The following is a 21,088-nucleotide window of genomic DNA, read 5'->3' as shown; positions in this document are numbered from 1 at the left end:
AAGGAGCGTCGCGATGCACGCGCCACGGCAAGTGAATAACCGAAGACTCCGGCCCGGCCTCGACGGCCGAGCCTTCACGTTGATCGAACTGCTGGTGGTGGTGGCGATCGTCGCGGTGCTGGTGGCGATCCTGCTGCCGGCCCTTCAGCAGGCACGGGACTTGTCCCGGCGGGTTGTCTGCGCATCGAACCTCCGCGGCAACATTCAGGCTGCGGTAACCTACGCGGGCGATTTCGCCGGCGTCCTGCCCTCGATGGCGCACTTCAACTACGGCGTCAACAGCGCGGGAGCGAGCATGTACTTCTGGCTGACCGGCATGCGGCCGGGCGCTAACCTCAACGAGGTGCTGGCGCCCTATTGCGGCGATCTGGCGACGTGGATCTGCCCGTCGGTCGGCGGACCGCCGCCGGACCACGGCCCAGCGGGGGAGGCGGCGAATACCCGCAGCACGTGCTACATGTCCTACAACTACTATCCCGGCCGGATTCGGCCGCAGTTTTCGCCGGACGGTGAACGGGTGGTGGACGATCCGATCGCCGTCAAACCCGAAGCGGCCCCGCCCAGTCAGGTGATGATCCAGGATAAGTGCCGCGACTACTTCAGCGCCTGGCCCGCCGAAGACTACATGGGCTGGAACGTCAACCACGGACGCGGCGGGATTCGCTTCGGGTCCGCCGGCAATCCGTCCGGGGATTCGTTTTACGGCGTGGAGACCGCCCAGGTTTACGGCGCCAATCTCGGCTTCTACGACACCAGCGTCCGCTGGCACAACTTCAGCCAACTCGTGGACGTGGGCGACGACCAGCTCTGGAGCGGCGCCGCCTTCGCCCGAACCTATTCGGTCTTTCCGTAAGGCACAGGCGACGGTGAGGAAGAATCGAGTCGCCGTCTTTCAATGCGGTCAGTCCAGCCGAAGATCCTTCATCATCGCAAAGGCGGCGCCTTCCCGCTTCATGATTTCGATGAAAGCATCGAGCCCTTCGAGGGCAGGACGTCCGGTGTTTTTGTGCAAAAACGGTTTGAAGCGGATCGTCGCCTCGTCGGTGGTCAGTTCCTCGGGGATCGTCACGAACTCCCACGGATGCAAGTAGACGCACAGGACCGACCAGCCCTGGGCGTTTCGCGCCCGAGGGAACATCCGGCGACACAGGTCGGCGAAGGCGTTTGGACCGTGGAGCCGGAGCTGAGGCCACTGATCGCCGCTGCGGCGCAGCGGATCGTCGGTCACGGCGTCGGTGTCGTAGAACAGCGGCAATTCGACGATGCGCATGTTTCCGGGTCTGGCCCAGTCGTCGGCGTCCGGATGGTACGGCCGGAAGTCGCTGCCGTGGAAGTAGGCGGGATATGAGGAGTCGATCCGATAGCCCAGATCCTCCAGCGCGTTGACCATCGTCGTCGAGCCGAATAGCCGCGGCGCGCGGAACGAGACCGGCCGAACGCCCGCGATACGTTCGACCGTATCGGTGGCCAGCGCCAGGCGGCCGGGAATCTCAGCGTCGAGGACGGGGCTGTCGCCGGGCATCTGGAAGACCGCGTTGCCCAGCGTCTCGTGGAACATGGTGTGACAGCCGATCTCGTGGCCGTCCGAGAGGACCCGCGCGACGATATCCGGGTTATGCTCGGCTTCGCGCCCGGTGAACAGGAACGTGGCTGGCACGCCCTGGCGGCGAAGCACGTTCAGTATCTCCGGCGTCCCTTCGCGGATGCCGCGCTGGCCGGACGTCCAGGAACCCAGATCGGGCTCCATGTCGAAGCTGAGGATGATGGTGTTGGCGTCGTGGGCGTTCATGGCCGGTCTCCTACTCCTGAAGCTCGATCTGGTACATCAGGAAGACGTCCAATTGGGTTGTGGCAAAGCGCACCGCATCGGCCCGCTGCTCGAAGGCTACCGTTTGGCGCTCGGGCATCTTGAGCACCTGCGCGACACGCTGCGCGCCGACACACAGCGTCACGTGAATCGGTGCGACGGGAACCGCCGGCAGGGTTTCCTGCTGGTTCACCAGGCAGACGGTGTAGCGCCTTCTGGCTGGGTTGTGCAGGGCGGTCAGTTCGACGGCCCGCGGCGCGTCGGTCTCGAACGTCGCGGGTCGCCCGAGCAACGACCGCACCAGGCGGATGAGCGTGCGCCGCTGCGGTTCGAAGCGGGCGCGTTCGAGTTGGCCGGAGACGAACACGGCCGTCCCGTTTCCGCATCGGGCCCTGACGATGGCCGGCAGGTCGGTCGGGACGCCCGGCGGATTGCTGATGGCTGAGGCGAACCTGTTGCGATCCGAGAGGTCGGTATACGGCAGGACGATCGTTGCCAGCGTTTCGGCGTCGCCGGTGAGGTGTATCTTGCTGTGCGGGCCGTTGACGGCGAGCGGATAATCGGCGCTCTGCTCGGCCAGCAGCGGCCGGCCGGCTTCGGTCGGCGCGACGTACGTGGCGCAGTCGGCGGTTTCGCCCAGGTGCTCGACGCCGAGCATGTCCGTCAGAATCTGGCGGGTCTGCGGATCGGCGCCGGGTCCGAGGTTGCGGCGCCCGCGGAAGACGACGACCGCGCCGCCGGCGTGTGTGAAGTCGCGCAAGGCTTTGGCTTCGCGGCTGGTGAGCTCGACGAAGTCCGGCACCAGGATGACCCGGTGGCGGTCCAGTTCGCCAAGGTTCCTGTCGGTAATCCAGCCGAAGGGGACATGGCCTTCGGTGAGGGCCCGGCCCAGCAGGCGGATATCCTCGAGCTGCGGCGCGGGCGCGATCCACTCCGTCACTGTCTTCCCGCTTGCCGCCCAATCGGTCAGCGACTCGAAGTTCAGGTAGACGGCGATGTCCTGACACAGTTCATTGTCGCGGTCGAGGAATGGCTCATAGCTTTCGACTTCGGCGAAGAGCGTGCCCAGCATCTCGTAGACCCGCCGGTCGAGCGTGCCGCGCGGGTCGATGGCGTCGATGGCGAAGAACGCGCCGTTGTGGGCCAGCGTGATGGCGATCTCGGTGCGGAGCTGCTCGACGGGTTTGAGCGTGGTGTGCTCGGAGAGGTCCGGACAGCGCGAGGTCATGTACTCGAATGGCTTGTTCGGCGTCAGGTTGGCCAGGAGCTTGCAGGCCATCGAATGGTCGGCGAAGGTTCCGTAGAAGTCGCCGCCCGCATAGTCGCCGGCGGCGAAGTAGCCCTGGCAGGTTCCGGTCACCCAGCCCTGGGTCCATCCGGCGCCCTGGTGGGCGACGGAGAGGGCTGGGTTGCATGCCTTGACCGTGTCGGTCAGGAGCTGCGTGTACTCGGCCAGCCACCCGTTGCGTTGCTCGACGAACCGCCGCCAGCGCGGATCGCTCCAGTCCTGGACGCGCGGCAGGGGTCCGTCGCCGGCTTCCTTTTCGTATCGGGCCTGGCAGTGCGGACAGTAGCAGACCGAGAAGGGCCACATGCCCATGTCGAACCACATGCCGACGAATTCGTACCGGCTGCACAGGTCGCGGATCTGGGCGACGACGAAGTCGCGGTAGGGCGAGTTGGGGCAGCAGGCGCCGTAGTGGCCTTTGTCCAGGTATTCGAGCGTGCTTCGGCCGTCGACGGAAACAAACCGCCAGTCGGGGTGGTTCTCGACGGCCCAGCGCGACCAGTTATTGTAGTAGGCGACGGCTTGGATGCCGCGCTGCTTGCAGAGGGCAAACAGTTCGGCCAGGATGTCGCGGCCCTTGAGTCCGGCGTGCATTTTGCCGACCTTCGTCGGCCAATAGCAGAGGCCCAGGCACGAGGTGCAGTAGATGTACGCCGTATCGACCCGCCCAAGCTCCAGCATGTCGACGTAGGTCTTCGGGTCAAACCGCGAGAGGAACTCCTCGTTCCAGTCGGGAATGTGCATGTCGATCAGGTTTCGGCGATAGCTGGTGTGGTACCACATGCGGTGCTCCTGGTTACCAGTGAAGGATTGTTTTCTCAGGAACGAAGCGTCTCTTCTTCTTCATGGGCGTTTTGTCGTTTCGGAGAAGGTCGCGTTGATACAGAGGATAGCTCGTGGGCGAGTCGTCGCGGGGTGAGATGTCCACGAGCGTGCCGCCGCGGAATCTGCAGGCGTATGTCTGTTCCATCGGTGTCCGGCAGTTGGCGGTGTAGCTCGCGACGGTTTCGCGGATCGGGAAATCGATGCAAATCTCATTCCCTGGCTTCAGATCGTCAAAGACGAGGAAATTTCCCACCCAGTCCTCGGAAGGACGCGGCCTTCCAGAGACATGCGTGCGTATCTCCTTACGGTCCACCCACGAAGGGATGCGGATCGATATTCTTCGGTTGGTCTTGTTCCGAATGACGACTTTTCCTTCATGCGGAAGGTAGCTGTCGATGTCCAGGGATGGATCAGCCCGGTTGAGCAGCAGATTCACCTGGGCCGAGTCGCCGGAGCGGCGGACGATCCCTTCCCACGCGTAGTAGAGCCCTTGGGAGGCGTTTCCGGTGCAGCACTGCATGATCCACGGCCCGGGAATGGACACGGGCGTCGAGAGCCCCGCGAAGACGCCCAGGCTTCTTTGGATGACGTTGTCGGTCGTCTCCTGTCCCGGATACCGGCTGTGGTCTTCGGGCGGCCGCTCGGAGCTATGAGCCGCCACCCGCTCCAGAAGACTCGCGTCGATCAGTTGTTGTTCGACCAGATGATTGCGGACCACCGCGTCCACGTCGTCCCAGAAATCGCCGAGGCCGGCATCGGTGAGGCGTATGGCCAGGGCCACCATATCGCCCAGTGCGCAGCCTTCGCAGACGTTGAGCCGTCCGGGAAAGCAGTTGAACCATCCGATCCGCGGGATGGCGAAGGTCAGGGTGTACTCGTACGCCCGGCGGACGAATTCCAGGATGCGCTGATCGCCGACGGCCATGGCGTACTCGAGGACGCCGCGGAGCGTGATCGCACGGGCATGGAAATGGCTGAACCAGTGGCCCTGCTCGTGGCCGGCCACGCCGACCGGGTCGGGCCTATGCGGAATGGCCTGTCCGGCGAGGCCTTCGCGGTTCCCCTCCGGATCGGGAAGGCCGCCCCAGAACTTCGGCAACATGCAGAATCGGGTCAATCGCCCGGCCAGGTCCAGTGCCTTCTGGTCGCCGCTGGCGGCGTACCAGCGGCAGAGGCCCTGGATCTGATGGGCCTGAAAGGCGGTGACCGCGCCCTCGCCGCCCTCGGTTTCGCTCTTGGGTTCGTCGGTCCGGATCCATCCGGAGCGGGGATAATTGAAGGGCTCGCCGAACCCGCCGTCGGGATAGTAGCTGTAGGCGTTGCGGTGGACGGCGATGCGGAACAGCCCATCCACCAGTTCACGGATGTACCTGTCCCGGCCCGTGTTGCCATCGAGCTCGCGCCAGGTCGCCAGGGTGCGGACCATTCGTCCCGCGGCGCCCGGCATGGCCAGGTCTTCGTTCTTGCGCACGCCGTCGAAGTCCGGGTTGTACGAGTTGTACCACGGCCGCGAGGGCTCGTATCGGTTCCAGTACAGGCCGTCGTCGATGCGCGAGAGCAGATCGTCCATCTGGGCGGATTCGACGTCGCGGTACAGGCTGCTTCCGCACATGACCCGCATCATCGGAAAGGACTCGGCGAACTTTGGATCGCAAGTGGTGTCCGCGCCGTGATGCCGCATGTACGGCTCTCGGCACGTGTAAAAGACGTGGAAGAACATCATGTGATGCAGTTGGGGATCGATGCAGCCGCCGATCCCGTTGAGGGCCAACTCGGCCCGGTCGGCCAGGTCCAGCGTGTCGGGAACGGTTCGCTTGTCGAAACTGCCTTGGTACGGCATGGGTATTCCCCTCGGCCCTGTTCCGGTTGATCAGCCTCGCCCCGCGAGCGCCTCCGCAACGGCGAAGATGCTGGAGTCCGGGGTTCCGTCTTCCACGTCGCAGACGGTAAACGATGTACGGGCAAGATCGCCGCCCGCGGCGTCCACCAGTCCGCGAACCCGGTCGGCGATGGCGCGGGGATCGGCATCGTGCAGAAACGTCGGGCTGATGATATAATCCACCTTGGCCTCGGGAAACGTGTCGAGAGCCAGGCGCAAATCCGACCCCCAGCCGACCTGGATCGAATCCAGCGGCCCGATTTGCCGGTATAATTCCGCGAACGCATCGAATACTCCGCAGTGGTGGATGTTGTACTTCCACCCCAATCTCGCAGCGGTACGATACAGCCTCAGATCGTAGGCGAGCAGAAACTCCCGGTATACCTTTGGGCCGCACAACTCCACCGTGCAGTTCTGGTGACTGAAGAGCATCAGCTCCTGGCCTCTTGATTTCTGGTACTCCAGTATCGCGATAATCAAATCGCAGGACACGTCGAGAAGGCGTCCGGCCCATTCGGGGTTTTCGTAATATTCCGTATAGAAATCTGATCCCTGAGTCAATAATGCAATATTCTGAACTCCCTGGGTCGGCCAGATCAAGTCCACCCGGCTGCCGGTTTTTTGAGCGATTTGCCGTTCCTGCCCGAGAATATCGTTTAAAGGAAACGATTGGGTGATATCTTTCGGTACGGCCAGTCGCCGCAAGACGTCCATCGGCAGCGGGTTATTCACCGGGTACTGGTCGTCGGCAAATCTCACCTCGCATCCCAGCATCGCGGGCATGGTGGCATTGCCCAAATGATCGGCACAATACACCAGCGGAGGGTCCTCCTGACCGAACCCCAGGTCCTTGAACCGGTCATAGACCAACCGGTGCATTTCCCGCTGCGTGGCGGCTCGAAATTCAGGGTCCCGAAAGACGCGTTCGCCGTGAGAGATCCCGTATTGCCGATACCACCAGGACGGCAGGAAATTCAGCGTTAGGGGTGCTGCCAACGGTTCGCCGAACGTCTTGCTCCAGCCCATCCACATGGCTTCAATCCTTGCCGAGCCCGTCAAGAAGGGCTTCGCAACTGACGACCTTTTCCTTCAGGTCGTTCAGCGTATAGGCGTAGTGGTTGGTGGCCTCAAACCCGATCCGGGCGTCCGTCATCGCCAAACGGTGAAGCACCTTGGCGACCTCGATCTCCTCATCGAGGGCCGCCAGCATTTTCCGTCTTCTGTCCGTAAGATTGCCGTCGCGGAGCCGGACGAAGGCCGTTTGAAGGTATGCGCTGCGAAAATGGCAGTAGACTCCGGTCGCGACGCGGATTAACTCAGACAGGTTGTCCCGGTGCTCCGGGTCGATGATCCGGTTGGCCTGATCCAACTCGTCCAGACCCTTCTTCCACGTCTCGCTGAGTTGGCGAAGCTGGTTCTCGAAGATGTCTTCCGGATAGGGTCCGCGCCAGCCGGTCAGATCGTCATAGGGAAATCCGACCATCGTGGATCCATAGCCGGTCGGTTCGGCCCACAGCAGGTTCATCGGACCAGCGTTCTGCGGTCCGCGATAGAGTACGCCGCAATCGAAGGGGAACTCCGTGAACGCCCGGCTCAAGAGCGACCACGCCTTGCGGACCAACGGCGCCGCCTCCGGGCCGAACTTCAGGACCGCCAGTTCTTCCGACGAGTGCGAGAGCAGTTCGAGATTGCCGCCCGGATACCCGCCGAGCGTCCAACTGGCCATCAGCCCGGTTACGCCGCACTCGGTCAGGCGGTCCAGGTGCGTCTCAACCAGGTCGACGGCGGGAATGTACGGGATGGCTGAGCACTCCCACGAGTTGTTTACCTGGACCTTGGCGACCGCTTTGAGGCCTCGGCCGATCGCGTGCCGCCAGAGGTCTCTGGCGTACTCGCCCGGCCCGACCTGCGAAATCGAATAGTCAACAATCGAGCCGTCCACGCCGCCGACGTGGGTGGGCATGGCCTCTTCGCTGGTGCACATCAGTTCCACCGTCGCGGGCAGCCGGTCCACGATCCGCTTGGCGCCCTCAACGCCGACGAACGGATGCCAGCCCCAGTTCCAGACGATCACCCGGGCCTCGGGTTTGGCCCGATGAACGCCTTCCTCGATGGCGCCATTCACCTCGGCTACGACCTCTTCCGGCGACCGTTTGGCGCAGCGGGGACATTCGTTGCCTCGCATCTGGGCGTAGCAGTTGGTCGGGTTCTCGGACATCGTGATCGTAAAGACGCCCGCCAGCTCCGGAACCGCGCGGAACAGCGCCTCGGTGTTTCGGGCAAGCAGCTCCAGCACCGGCGGATGCGAGGTGCACGTGGTCGCCACGCCGGCTTGGCCGTATTCCACGCCTTTCCACTCCGGATGGCGGTCGAAGAACTTCAACGGCATCGCCCGCGGTTCGTTCAGATAGAGGTATAAGCCGATTCCGTACTTCTCAGCCCGCTTGGCGAGGGCGCGAAGAGTCTTGATGCGTTTTTCATGTCCAGCCGACATCTCCGGCGCCGGCGACCACTCGATCAGCGTGTACAACACGCCCTGCATCCAGACGCCGTTGATTCCCATCGCCGCCAGCGACTCCAGCAACCCGTCCGGAAACGGATCGAGCCGCGGGTCCAGCAGCGGATCGCCGTAAAGGGCGAACCACGGATAGATCAGCCGCAGGTCGAAACGGCTGGAAGCCTTCGTCGCGGTGAGTCCGCCAGACGCGGTCTGGTAGCGGTCGACGAAGGCGAACGGCGGTTCTTCGGACCCCTCGCTCTGGGGAAAGTGCTTTTCGACCCGCGACCGCAGTTCCGCCGTCCGCGCCTGCTGGTCAGCCGTCAGCGACGAATAGCGAACCGGCTCGCACCGCGGCTTGAGGCCGCCGAGCTTGCAGAACAAAAAGTCATCTTCCCGCAGCGAGAAGTCCATCTTCTCCGCTGACCATCCGAGGAGCTCAAGCAACTGATCGTACGGCAGCAGATGCCAGTTGTTGCGGATGATCGTCACGTACCCGCGTTCCAGCCAGCGCGGATTCACCTTCGGCGGCGTCCGCAGGCCCATGCCCGCCGCCAGCGCCAGGACGTTATCCTCGCTCGCGCCGAGCAGCGCCGCCAGCCGGCCAAGCGGAACCATCTCCCAGTTCCGCCAGACCACCGCCTGCTGGCGGGTTGGAAAGTGATCGAACTCCAGTGCCGCCGGATGGCTCCCCACCGGCAGATCGGATTGGGTTGTCATCGAACCGTCTCCTTGCGCCGCCGACGGCTGTGCTACGCGGTGAAGTATCGATCCATCTTCGGACTCATCGCCACCGCGCCGGTGTCGGTGATCTCGTAGCCGGTCTCGATCCGCGTGCCGTTGAATTCCGGGTGGCCGAAGAAGCTGACGTCCACGCACACCGTCATGCCCGGCTTCAGCACGTCGGTGCTGTTGGGGCCGAAGAAGGGGGCCTCCGCCTCGTGCAGTCCGATCGTGTGGACGAACGGGCACACCAGGTACTTCGACAGGTCGTGCTTGGCGAAATACGCCCGGGCCGGCGCGTCGATCTCCTTGCCCACCTTGCCCGCGGCAAGCTGCTGTCTGGTCAGCCGGAACGCTTCCTTCAGGTGCCGGATGCATTCCTTCTGCTTGGCGGTGTACTCGCCGCTGATGGGCAGCACGTCGCCGACCACGCCGGCGTAGCCCTGGACCTTCGGGGCGATCCCGATCATCACCAGTTCGCCCGCCGCCAGCTTCTTCGAGCTTGCCGTCGGCACCACAGCGTTGGAGCGGGCGCCGCTGCCGACGATCGCGCTGAATCCAAAGCCGCTGGCCCCGCGGCTGCGGGCGGCGAACTCACCCGCCGCGGCCACCTCGATCTCCGAGACGCCCGCTGCGATCTTCGCCTTCATCGCCTCGTAACACTGATCAGCCAGGGCGAACGCCGCCCGGATCTGCTCGCGCTCCCACGCGGACTTGGCGTACCGCAGCTCGACGAATGCCTGCGTGATGTCGATCATCTCCACGCCCGCAAACCCCTCGACGATCTGCTTGTGGCAGTCCGCGGGCATCCGGCCCGCTCCGACCAGCCCGATCCGCCGGACGGCCCCCAGCTTCGACTTGAGCTCCGCGAACAAAGCCGGAAAATCGGTGATCGTCGCGTTCGGGTACTCTTCATCGGGAACCATGAACACCGGGAAGTTGCGGGTCTCGGTGATCGCGCTGTCGAGCTTGGCGAACGGCTCGCTCTCCGGGCCGCCCAGAATCATCGGCTCGCCGTTCCGGCCGACCAGCACCATCCCGCTCTCGAACTGCGGGCACCAGCCGGTCAGGTACCAGCCGTTGCCGATGTTGAACTCGTCGTAGTACACCAGCGCCGCATCAAGGTCCCCGGCCTTCATGATCGCCTTGACCTTCTCCAGCCGCGCGTCACGTTCCTGCCTGTTCAGATACGCCACAACCTGTCTCCTTGCATCAGAATGCTAAAAGGTCTCGTCCAATCGTTTCAACGTCGAATGGTAGAAATCGTAGTTCTCAACCGGAATGTCCGAATCGATCGAATGCGTCCCGATAATCACGCCGCCGTCGCGGGCCGCCTCGACAATCTCCGCCGCCTGGCGCGCGATCTGGTCGCGGCTTCCCTGCGTCAGCACGTGGATATTGCACATCCCGCCGATCAGCACCAGCCGGTCGCCGTACCTGGCCTTGACCGCCGGGACGGTCATCCCCGCTGAGGGATTCACGCCCTGAATCCCCGTAAACCCGGCTTCGATCAGCAGGTCGATCAGCGGCAGGCAGTTGCCGTCGCAGTGGAGGATCACGTTCCTCAGGCCGCGCGATTTCCACCGCCCGATCATCGCCTGGTACGCCCGAAGATAGACCCGCTCAAACGTTTGCGGCGAGATGAGCGACGACTGGTTGTTGCCCAGCTCGTCGTACACCCAGATCGCCGTCTCGCCCGTGTTCGTCACCTCCAGCGCCTTCTCGCCCGCCGCGGCCAGGAACCTGGCGACCCGCTCAGCCAGCGACCGGCAGAACGCCTCGTCTTCCTTCAGGTCAACCAGCAGCTCGAACTCGCCGCGAAGGTAGTACGACGACATGAACAGGCCCATCACTCCGCTGACCGGGCAGAACCGCTCGGAGGCCCGGCGCTCCCACTCCCGGTACATCGCCGTACGATCGGCCGTCCATGGGTCTTCGAACCGCAGGGCGTCCAGGTCGGACTTCTCCGCGATCGCCGACTCGAGCACCTCGAAAAACGTGCCGCTGCGGCTGCACTTCTGATACCGGCCCCAACTGTCGCGCTGATAGTAAGTATCGCCGTCCGTTTCCCGCCTCTCCACGCGGCTGCCCAGCGGCCCTTCCTGCATCGCCAGCACGGTTCCGATGTCGATCCGGTCGTACGCGTCGTAGACGTCGGCGTCCGGGCCTTTGCCCTTGGATCGCCGCCACCGGTCCACGTAACCCGGCAGGAAGATCTCGTATCGCGGCACACGATCGGGCCTGCGGTGGCTCATGGCCTCGATGATCCGTTGACGCGGTGTCACTTCGTTGCCGCTCCCAGCATCTTCATCGTCAATCGTTCCAGGTCCGCCGCCTGCTCGAAGATCGCGAATGTCGTGACCGAAACCAGTTGCGAGCCGGTCAGCCGTCCGCCGTCCACGCGGGCCGAGCCGATCGTCTCGAGCTCAAACGCCCGCATGTCCGGATCCGAGTTGAAGATGCTGTAGTTGTCCACCGCCGACCAGGGCCCGTCCGGTTGATCGTTGTCGGCGATGTTGAAGAACACGCCTTCCCGCGGATCGCTCCGGTTCTCTCGCAGGCACAGCAGGCGACGGGAAAGATCGTAGAAGCCCACGCAACTGGTGCCGGCCGATCTGTTGATGCCGATCTGGCCTCGGCATTGGCCGTCGGTCCGGTAGACGAACCCGCGTCGGTGGAATCGAATCCGCTCGCGCGGATGGTCGTAGTAGTCGAAGTTGATCGCGGCCCGCGGCTGATCGACGACCGCGAAGCTGACCGTCTCGGGCGACGCGTCGAACTGCTCGAGCGTCCAGGCGGCGATCAGGGCGTCCTCGGCTGAGACCTCGCCGCGCACCTCGAACGAATCGACCGTCCGGTACGACAGCACCTGGCAAGCCGCTCCGCGAAGGAGCGCCGGGGCATCCGGCAGCACGGCCAGCTCCCGCCGCATCGCGACGTCGAGCACCGTCTCGCCGCGGTTGACCAGGGCGATCTCCTTGACGATCGTGGCGGCGGTCCGGTCGCGGGCCGCCACGCCAAACGGCTGACAGTTGATCACCGGCTGAACGTACCACGCATCGCCCCGGTAGTTGAACGCGAACCGGCCGCCTTCCGGCGCGGGCCAGAAGTTCCCGCCGCCGAAGTTGTTGAAGGCATGGCGGGGATCGGCGACGGTCTCCAGGTCGATCCGGTGCATCGACCGCCCGGCCAACTCAGCGAACACGCGGCCGCCCATATCGGGGCACAAGGCCACCTGCCCGACGCCATGGTCGAACGTCAGAACCGCCTCGCCCTTTGCCTTCAAGTCCAGAAGCCGGCGATACCGGTTCTCCGTCTCGGGATGATTGCTCGATTGCGACATGGATCACATTCTCCGTCAGCACAGCCGGAACAGCCAGGATCGCTCCGGTTGCGTCTCATGAGGTCTGATGCAGATTTGAGTGTGTTCTGTTGAAACCGTCACGCCCCGGTCATCACCGGAAAATGAACGGCACTAGTCCGCCGTCCTCTTTTCGCTGGTCGACTCGCGAACGATCAGTTTGGGGAACAACGATATCTTCTCGTAAGGGGCCGTTACCGCCGAGTCCTCCTCGAACGACAGCAGCCGATGAACGGCCAGCCGGCCCATCTTCTCCCGATCCACCGCCACCGTCGTCAGACGCGGCGTGACCATCCGGGTCGCCGGAAGCCCGTCGAAACCCACGATCGACACCTCGTCGGGCACCGACCGTCCCGCCTCGCACAGCGCCCGCATGGCCCCGCAGGCCATTTCGTCGTTGGAAAAAATCGCGTCAAATGACAGACCCTCAGCCAGCGCGTCAGCCACCTGACGGTATCCGCTGTCGGTATGGAAGTCGCCATGCCGCACGAGGCCCGGATCGAACGCCATGCCGTATTCCGCCAGCGTCTCCTGATAGGCCCGCAGCAGATCGTTCGTGAAGTAATGGCCCTGCCGCCCGGCCAGCAGCAAAATGCGCCGACGCCGCAGGTCCAGCAGGTGCCGAACCGCCTGATGGCCGCCGTAGACGTTATCCGTCGTGATCGCGTTGTACGGGTAGTCGAGCGTCGAACCGCCCGGATAATCGATGAAAATAATGTCCGAAAAACTCCCCAGAAGCATGTTGGCGTCGCGCGCGGGAATCTCGCCGATCACGAACACCCCGCTGACCTCGCGGCCCTTCATGAGCGCGTTGAGCTTGACGAAATCGCCGTACTCCTCGGTGATGATGCCGAACGAGCAGCCGCAGCCGTGGTCGAACAGGGCGTTCTGAATGCTCAGAATGATCCCGCTGAAATACGCGTCGTTGACCGAATAGCTCTGCTGAAAGAGGATGTAGTAGTGGCCCAGGTCCGACCGCGGCCGACGGGGGCGCGATGGGACAAAACCCATCCGCTCAGCGACCTGTAAAACCGCCCGCCGCGTCTCCGGCGAGACGTTGCTCTCGCTGCGAAGCACGCGGCTGACCGTCATCTTGCTGACCCCCGACTCCCGGGCGATCAACGACAAATTCAACTTGCCAGCCGATTCCGATTTCGCCACGTCTACCGATCACCCTTCACGGCTTGTCCTTTGGCCGAAGCCCTTGAAGCCCTTTCCCGTTGCCCATCCTACCATCCGTGTTGAAAAATGGCGAGGACGAAGCCCTCGTCCTCGCCACGTCTCATTCCTGTCCGCCGTCATTTCCGCCGCCGAAGAACCAGTCCGCCGATCCCGCTGATCAGCAGGGTCGCCGTCATCGGCTCGGGAATCGGGGAGACGTCGAGGGCGACATCGTCGAACTGCACCTGAGCGCCTGGACCTGGGGGGAAGCTCCTGGAGTCATTGCTGCCCAGAACGATGGCAAGGTCCTGGCCCGCCAATTCCGCGGAAATATCGAAAACCTGCGTCCAGGTGACCATCTCGCCGTCCGCCGGTGTGGGGGTGCTCGAAAGAGCAGCCACGGGTGTGAGGGCCCAACCGGAGGCCGTGTGGAGTTCAACACGGACCTGTTCGGGGAGGGTCGTGTTCCAGAGGGAAATGCTCCGGTCGCCGACCTGGACCGACAGTGTATACCGGGTGTCAGCCAGGGCCGTCACTCCCAACCACTGATAGAACATGCTGCCGGCGTCCGGCGTCGGTCCGCTGTACGCCGCGTTCAGGTCACTGTAGCCGCCCAGCGGGTAATCGGGGTCCGCGCCCGTGGTCACGCGAATGATACCGGCCGCCCCGGAGGCAATGTTCCAGCCGGGAAGGGCCGAGGTAAATCCGCCCACGTCCAGGGCCGGGTCTTCAAACCCCGGGTTCAGGACCGAAACCGGCACCGCCTGGGCCGCACCGACGGCAAGGCACACGCCTAGCACCGTCAACAACAGACATCGTGATCGTTCCATGTTCACCTCTCCTTCTAGTATAAAAACAAAACCACTCTTTCCGGCCCCGCCGTGTCCGCACCGCAAGGCCCGGACCAATCCCGGACCGATCCGCCTCGGTCCCGGGTCGCCGATCGCCCCGCATCCGACGACCGCGTGTCCGCATCTCAACGTAACATTATGTACCATAACCATATGATCATGTCAATGGGTAAAACTGGACAGCAAGTCAAAATACCATCGTAAGACACTGGAATACGTAACAGGATAGATATCGATAGCGTGTTATACGCCTGTCAATCGTCCACTTCCGGTAACGCCCCCGCTTGGTTTTCCTCCTTCTCTCTGCCCGCGGCGTTCGCCAAAAGGCATCAATGGCGCGCTTAGTGTTTCCGTGTTTCCTGGCCCGGGGGGATGGCCTCCGAAAGCTCGTGCGTTTGGCGACGCACCATCCTGCCGGTACCTGCGCTCCGGCAATCGGTGCACAGGGCATCCCGGAATTCTCCGGGACGCTGCCAAACCAACCCGGTGAGTAACGTGCCTATTGACAAAAGAGTGCCAGTTAGTATATTGGCACATATATGACCCACTATAGAGGGTTATATTAGAGCTTGAAGGGCAGGGAAAAACGATGGCGACGCGATTGAAGAGCAAGGCCTACCGACACATCCGGGACGGGCTGCTGTCGGGGCGATGGTCGGATGGGGCGTACCTGTCGATGGGCAAGATCGCCAAGACCATCGGCATGAGCCATATTCCCGTCCGCGAAGCGGTCAGCCAGCTTGAAAATGAGGGATTGCTCGAAACCATTCCCAAAGTCGGGGTTCGGCTGCGAAAGCTGAGCCGCAAGGAACTGGAACAGATCTACCAGTCCCGCATCATCCTCGAAAGCGGCGCCGCCAAACTTGCCGCTCGGATGATTTCCCCTCAAACGCTGCGGGACCTTCGCAACAACCTTCGAAGCCATCTGCGCCAGGTGAAAGTGGCTCGGAGCATTGAAAGGCAGATCGCCGAGGATCCCCTGGAGCGTCATCAGAAACGGCTTCTGGCGCCGGTGGGGCAGGAGATCTTCCGGCTGAACACCGTCTTCCACACCACGATCATCCAAGCCACGGAAAACCCTCACCTGACCAAGGCCATCGAGGATTTGCACATCATCACGCAGACGCTGCAGAAGGTCCTCTATTTCCCGGGCGTAAAGGCCTTTGTGCGCCACCTGATCCAGGACTTCGAGCATCACTACGCCATCCACCGGGCCATGGAGCGCCGCGACGGTTTTGCGGCATGGCAACAGATGGAAGAGCACATCACCAACACCATGGCATTCCACCTGGAAGCCTATGACTTCATCCGGGATTACCTATGGGATGGCGCCGGTGTGGTGGACGATTCACCTCAGAACGCGGGATTCGGCGGCGGCGAATCGAGACCTTGACGTTGACAGATGAAACGACCGGCTTCGGAGTCGGCGGGTGGTCCGTCGAGTCCGCGCCTGTTCTTTTTCCAGAGGAGACGTCGTATGGTTGGGAGATGGTTGGTGATGGCGGTTGGGGTATGTCTGGGTTGTCTGGGTCCGGCTTGGGCGGTGGTGTACGATCTGAACGCGGATGTATCCGCCAACGGCGGCTGGCCGGCCGCCGCTCCGTCGGTGGGAACCTGGTCGGCGGGCAGTTCGCAGGCGTTGGGGAGCTTTGCTCCCTACGACGTGTATCTCGGCACCGAGGCCACCGTCTGGCACACGGAAGCCTATCTGGGGCAGTCCTACAACACGGCCAATGCCAACGTCGGACACATTACCCCTCACACGTACTTCAACAACGGAACGGTCAAGCAGGTCGCCGAGAACACCTGGGACGGCTCGAACTACACGGTCTACAGCATCATCCGATGGACCGCTCCCGAAGCCGGACCCGCGACGGTGGATGTGACCTTCGGAGACCTCGGGGCGACCAAGGTCGATGCCTGGGTCCTGGTGAACGGCTCCACCCTGTTCAGCCAGGGCGCCGCCGAGCCCGAGACCGACATCGTGACCGGAATCCTCAACACCTCCGTCGCGGTCGGCGACACCATTGACCTGGTCATCAAGCGAGCGGCGGGACAGGACGGTTCGCACGCGGGAGATACGTTGATGGACGCCGAAATCAACGTCGTTCCCGAACCGGCTTCGCTGGCGATCCTGGCGTTGGGTGGTCTTTTCCTCAGACGCAGATCGTAGCGTGTCGGAATGAGAGGATGGCTTCTCTGTCCATAAGCAACGTGTGAAAGGCGTCGATGGACCAGGCACAGAAAAACGCCTTTCACACGTTCATTATTCGCCATTATGGACGTCAGCCGCGGGAATGCAACACGGAACAATGCTGATCTCCACCCGAGATGGCGCACCGAGTTTCATGAGTACCTATTGTCGAGGCGTGAAGACCAATGCAGACCAAAACAGCTGTGTGGTTCGTGTGGGGTTGCCCGATTGTCCTCGCCGCGGCAGCGCCGTCGATGGCCCAGGTCGCCACGGGGCGGGAAGCGGGCATCTGGCTGCAACAGCGGGCCCAGCAGTTGGTGCGCGGTTCGGCGCGACCGATGGCCGACGGAACGATGGCCTTCATCCCCCAAGCCGGAGGCGGCTATGACTTCTTCGTCCTGCGCGACTACGCCTACCTGCTCGAAGGCTGCCCCGAGGTCTTCAGCCACCAGGAACTCAAAGACGCCTGCATGACGTTCATCGACGCCCTTCGAAGCGACGGGGCCGCGGTCGACCTGGTCACCTTCGACGGGACCCCATACTACATGAACGGAATGGGCACAATGGGCGAAAATCCCGTCGCCGACGGCTCGCCGTTCATGATCGACGTCGGCTGGCGAACCTATCAGCAGGTCCAGGATCCCGCATTCCTGCAGCAGATCATCGATCCGCTGGTCAAAACGATGAACGCCGCGCCGCGCGATCCCGCCAACGGCCTGATCTACATCGACCCAGCCAAGGACTGGGACCGCGTCCCTTACGGCTTTACCGACTGCATCAAGAAGTCCGGCGACGAGCTGTTCTGCTCGCTTCTGGATATCCGCGCCAGCCGGCAACTGGCCGACCTGCTGACCGCCGCCGGCCGAACGAGCGAAGCCGCAACCTGGCGGGCCGCTGCGGACTCCAAAGCCGCCGCTGTGCGCAGCGTCTTCTGGGACGCCTCCACCGGCCTCTTCAAGGCCGCCACCGTCCGATGCGATCAGCCTGATATCTGGGGCTCCGCCTTCGCCGTCCACCTCGGAGTCGCCTCCGAAGAACAATCCCTGGCCGTCGCCCAATACCTCAAGGATCACTACGACCAGGTCGTCGCGGCCGGGCAGGTCCGCCATCTCCCAGCGGGAATGGCCTGGGAGGCCATGGTCCCCTGGACGCCCGCGGGCTACCAGAACGGCGGATACTGGGGCGTTCCCACCGGTTGGGTCGCCGAAACGCTGCACCGAATCGATCCGGAACTGGCCGAACAAACCGTGGTCGATATGGTCAACAACTTCCAGCAGGCCGGCGTCAGCGAGTGGGTCTGGGACAACGGCGCCGCCGCCGGCGTTCCCAACTACGGCGCCAGCGCCACCGTGCCGCTGCAGACCATCAAGGCCCTCTACGACGTCCCGGACCCGACGCTTGTCCTCAAGGAGGTCGGTGGAACGTTTCGCCAAGATCAAACCAACGTCGCCTCCCAGACCCAGGGGGCAACGGCCTTTGCCAAGGACCTGATCCCCGGATACGACATCCACCAGATCGACCACCTCAACGACGAGACGTACGGCAACTCCAATAGCTGGATCGCCGGCAGCGACTCCAGCTTCTTCGGCGTCGCCTTCGATCAGCCGTACACCATCTTCTCCCTCGCCTTCGGACGCGACAACCGCGACGCTGCCATCGCCTACAAAGACCGCTACACCGGATACTACACCATCCAGTTCACGCTGGCCGAAAATCCCGATGCCGCCACGCCGGATTCCGAGTGGATGACGCTCGGAATTATCGATGAACGTTACGTCGATCCCATGGGATACATGAGGCATCTCTACGAGTTCTCCCCGATCGCGGGCGTCACCGGCCTTCGAATCCTGGTGGAAGGCGCGGGGATCGGCATCGATGAACTCGAAGTCTACAGCGTCCCCGAACCCGCGACGTGCGTACTCCTGGCCACCGGTGGCCTCCTGCTTCGACGCCGCAGATAGTCAGCCCACGTGATCCACGACAACCTGTTTGTCCTTCCCGTTCCTTCCGACTATGGGAATCCTGTTCCCATGGCCCAGATGGCACGCGTGGTGGTCCCGACTCTATCGCGCTCACTTAGTTCTTATTAATAATAGACGGCCTGCAAATCTCTTGACGGCAATGCGCGAAAATGCTAAGATGAAGGCCACACGTGTGCGGTACAACGTGTGCGGTGGAGCGGAAAAGATGCAGATCACCATCGTGGACATAGCGAAAGAGCTGAACGTCTCCCATTCGACGGTCTCCAGGGTTATCAACAACCGGACCGATCGGTTCATTTCCGAAAGAACGCGTCAGCGGGTCCTGGATGCCTGTCGCAAGATGGGATATCAACCCAACACCAGCGCCCGGGCCCTGGTTACCGGGAAAACCCATCGGATCGGTTTCTGGGCGCCGTCCCTGGACATCGCCTTTTTCCAGGAAGTCGCCAATACGTTTCGCCGCTTGGTCAGGCAGTCGAACTATGACCTGGTGACGATGGAAATGGGTTTCGAGTTTACCGATTCCTTCCGAAAAGGCCTGTCGCGAAGCAACGTCGACGGAACCCTGATGTACGGAAGCGAATTGGGCGGCCTGCAGGATATCCTTGAGACGGGTTTTCCTGGAATGGCTCCGGTCGTGAACCTCGGCCCCCTGTGCAAGGGCAGGATCGATTCGGTGACGATCGACCTCTACGACGCCTCGCGCCACGCCATGGAGCACCTGGTCCAAATGGGCCGCCAACGGATCGCCCACGTGCTGACGGATTTCACCCGCAACGACCAGGACGACCGATACCGAGCCTACGGCGAGGTGGTCGGGCAAGCGGGTCGCGAACCCGAGTATATCGTCGTTCCCCACTGGTCCAAACCGGTCGTCCGGCAGGCCCTTTGCGATTACATCCGCCGCAATGGATGTCCCGACGCCCTGTTCTGCGCCAACGACACCATCGCCATCGGCGCCTATCGAGGCCTGCTCGACCTGGGACTTCGGGTTCCCGCGGACGTGGCTCTGGTCGGCTGTGACGGGATCGAGGACATCGAGTTCCTCGAAATCCCGCTCTCGACGATCGCCCAGCCGCTGGATGCAATGTGCCGGCAGGCCTGGCAGTTTCTCCTTCGGCGAATGGAAAAGAGGGACCAGGCACCTCAAACCGCCGTTCTGACGGCGAATTTCATCGCCCGAAGATCATCCCCGCTTGTCCTGTAGCACGCAAGCGGGCGGAACGCGTCGTTCCGCCCCTGATGAACTTTTCTCTATGAAAGGAGAGTTGAGATGGGTTCGGCAAAACAAAGGGCACTGGGAATCGCATGTCTGCTCGTCGTGTTTTCGGCGCTGGCGCAGGGCGGGCTATCGAACGGAACGTTCAATGGGCTCGAGCCCTGGACGACGATCGGTTCGGCCGGTCTCAACGAGGCCGTTTCCCATACAGCCGACGGGAGTGGTTCGGCCTATGTCTACATGACCCAAGGAGAAGCACTCCAGCAATCCGTAGCCGTCGTCCCCAACACCGACTATACCCTTTCCTGGTACTCAACGGTCGATGCATGTGCGAACAGCTTTGGGGTCATCAGTATCTACGGCATTCTGGACGGCAGCGATCTCCAGATCGACAGCGAGGCCTTCTATCCCGGTGTTTCCTGGACCCCGCATTCGTTCGATTTCAATACCGCAAACTATGATCAGGTCAAGATCAGTTACGAGCCCGGAACCAATGTGCCGAACGAGTACTATCGCATTGACGACGTGACGCTGGTGCCCGAACCGGCGAGCCTGGGTCTGCTGGCGCTGGGCCTGCTTGGATTGATGCGCAGGCGAAGCTAAGGACTCGTTTACGGATTCGATTATCGACAGAACGGCCCGTGACGCCACGGGCCGTTCTGTTTGTATAGATGAGGCGCGGGTCATGAAGAGGGGACGAGTTCTGGATCTTCGTCCACGCGCCGGGCGGTTTCTCTCCGTCTACCGAAGGCGTGTCATAGCACGCGGATCTCGGATCCATACGCCATATCCTTCGCCTTGACAAGACTTTACGCCATTACCGCTCGGCCGCGGCCGACCGGCCCAGAGAATCCTCTTGAAGTTCATTCATGAATGCGTTATCCTGTGCGCATACGATCGTATACAAAAGTATACATAACGAAAGGGACCCGTTCATGAGACAAGGATTTGAATCCCCCCAGCCGCCGTTGCGGGAAAAGGTCTATCGGCAGATCAAATCCATGATCTTCTCCGGCCAGATCGAGGCTGGCAATCCCTTGTCGGAACTGGAGATATCGCGAATGATTAACGTGGGGAGGACGCCGATCCGCGAATCGCTGCTCCAACTGACGGGAGAAGGGCTGGTTCAATACACGCACAATCGCGGTTTCTCGGTTGCCCCCGTTACGTTGCAGGACCTGCGCGACAGCTATGAGCTTCGGGAACTGATCGAGACGCGTTCGGTCGAACTGATCTGTCAGCAGGCTACGGAGGACCAGCTTGCCGAACTCGACCGGATTTGCGAACAATTTGATGCCCGA

At 62.6% G+C, this 21,088-nt stretch carries 17 protein-coding genes; 7 read left to right on the top strand and 10 right to left on the bottom strand.

What is annotated here, in order from left to right; genetic code table 11:
• Positions 1-13: 13 nt before the first annotated feature.
• Positions 14-853 (top strand): prepilin-type N-terminal cleavage/methylation domain-containing protein, encoded by an 840-nt coding sequence (locus tag GXY33_19190; GenBank protein NLX07269.1) that lies wholly within the window; start codon positions 14-16, stop codon positions 851-853.
• Positions 854-901: 48 nt separating this feature from the next.
• Here the strand turns inward: GXY33_19190 and GXY33_19185 are convergent, their stop codons facing one another.
• From GXY33_19185 to GXY33_19140, 10 genes are all read right to left on the bottom strand, one after another.
• Entirely contained in the window at positions 902-1,789 is an 888-nt protein-coding gene (locus GXY33_19185; GenBank protein NLX07268.1) for a polysaccharide deacetylase family protein, read from the bottom strand.
• Between the two features lie 10 nt (positions 1,790-1,799).
• Positions 1,800-3,878 (bottom strand): family 10 glycosylhydrolase, encoded by a 2,079-nt coding sequence (locus GXY33_19180; protein NLX07267.1) that lies wholly within the window; start codon positions 3,876-3,878, stop codon positions 1,800-1,802.
• A gap of 13 nt (positions 3,879-3,891) precedes the next feature.
• A complete protein-coding gene (locus GXY33_19175) occupies positions 3,892-5,760 on the bottom strand; it encodes a hypothetical protein (GenBank protein ID NLX07266.1) in 1,869 nt (622 codons plus the stop codon).
• Between the two features lie 30 nt (positions 5,761-5,790).
• Complete coding sequence (locus GXY33_19170) at positions 5,791-6,831, bottom strand: hypothetical protein (protein ID NLX07265.1); 1,041 nt, start codon at positions 6,829-6,831, stop codon at positions 5,791-5,793.
• Between the two features lie 4 nt (positions 6,832-6,835).
• A complete protein-coding gene (locus tag GXY33_19165; protein NLX07264.1) occupies positions 6,836-9,016 on the bottom strand; it encodes a hypothetical protein in 2,181 nt (726 codons plus the stop codon).
• A 32-nt stretch (positions 9,017-9,048) separates the two neighbouring features.
• On the bottom strand, positions 9,049-10,215 hold the full coding sequence (locus GXY33_19160; protein NLX07263.1) for an aminopeptidase P family protein: 1,167 nt from the start codon (positions 10,213-10,215) through the stop codon (positions 9,049-9,051).
• Positions 10,216-10,239: 24 nt separating this feature from the next.
• Positions 10,240-11,304 carry a hypothetical protein gene (locus GXY33_19155; protein NLX07262.1) on the bottom strand — a complete coding sequence of 355 codons (1,065 nt, stop codon included), beginning with the start codon at positions 11,302-11,304 and terminating at the stop codon, positions 10,240-10,242.
• Entirely contained in the window at positions 11,301-12,362 is a 1,062-nt protein-coding gene (locus GXY33_19150) for a hypothetical protein (GenBank protein NLX07261.1), read from the bottom strand. Before GXY33_19150 ends, GXY33_19155 begins: the two co-directional genes overlap by 4 nt.
• Before the next feature lie 132 nt (positions 12,363-12,494).
• A complete protein-coding gene (locus GXY33_19145) occupies positions 12,495-13,541 on the bottom strand; it encodes a LacI family transcriptional regulator (protein NLX07260.1) in 1,047 nt (348 codons plus the stop codon).
• Positions 13,542-13,678: 137 nt separating this feature from the next.
• A complete protein-coding gene (locus GXY33_19140) occupies positions 13,679-14,371 on the bottom strand; it encodes a PEP-CTERM sorting domain-containing protein (GenBank protein ID NLX07259.1) in 693 nt (230 codons plus the stop codon).
• Between the two features lie 610 nt (positions 14,372-14,981).
• Between GXY33_19140 and GXY33_19135 the strand changes: the two genes are divergently transcribed.
• From GXY33_19135 to GXY33_19110, 6 genes are all read left to right on the top strand, one after another.
• Complete coding sequence (locus GXY33_19135; GenBank protein NLX07258.1) at positions 14,982-15,785, top strand: GntR family transcriptional regulator; 804 nt, start codon at positions 14,982-14,984, stop codon at positions 15,783-15,785.
• Between the two features lie 84 nt (positions 15,786-15,869).
• On the top strand, positions 15,870-16,565 hold the full coding sequence (locus tag GXY33_19130) for a PEP-CTERM sorting domain-containing protein (GenBank protein ID NLX07257.1): 696 nt from the start codon (positions 15,870-15,872) through the stop codon (positions 16,563-16,565).
• Between the two features lie 206 nt (positions 16,566-16,771).
• The gene (locus GXY33_19125; GenBank protein ID NLX07256.1) at positions 16,772-18,547 is read left to right on the top strand and encodes a hypothetical protein; all 1,776 of its coding nucleotides are present in this window, start codon (positions 16,772-16,774) and stop codon (positions 18,545-18,547) included.
• A gap of 178 nt (positions 18,548-18,725) precedes the next feature.
• Positions 18,726-19,775, top strand: coding sequence for a LacI family transcriptional regulator (locus tag GXY33_19120; protein NLX07255.1), 1,050 nt, complete (start codon positions 18,726-18,728; stop codon positions 19,773-19,775).
• A gap of 66 nt (positions 19,776-19,841) precedes the next feature.
• On the top strand, positions 19,842-20,390 hold the full coding sequence (locus GXY33_19115; GenBank protein NLX07254.1) for a PEP-CTERM sorting domain-containing protein: 549 nt from the start codon (positions 19,842-19,844) through the stop codon (positions 20,388-20,390).
• 332 nt (positions 20,391-20,722) lie between these two features.
• A partial coding sequence (locus GXY33_19110) for a GntR family transcriptional regulator (GenBank protein ID NLX07253.1) occupies positions 20,723-21,088 on the top strand: 366 nt, incomplete at its 3' end.

It is taken from the genome of Phycisphaerae bacterium, from assembly GCA_012729815.1.
Classification (GTDB): Bacteria; Planctomycetota; Phycisphaerae; order JAAYCJ01; family JAAYCJ01; genus JAAYCJ01.
This window is presented reverse-complemented; position numbering and strand designations above follow the sequence as displayed.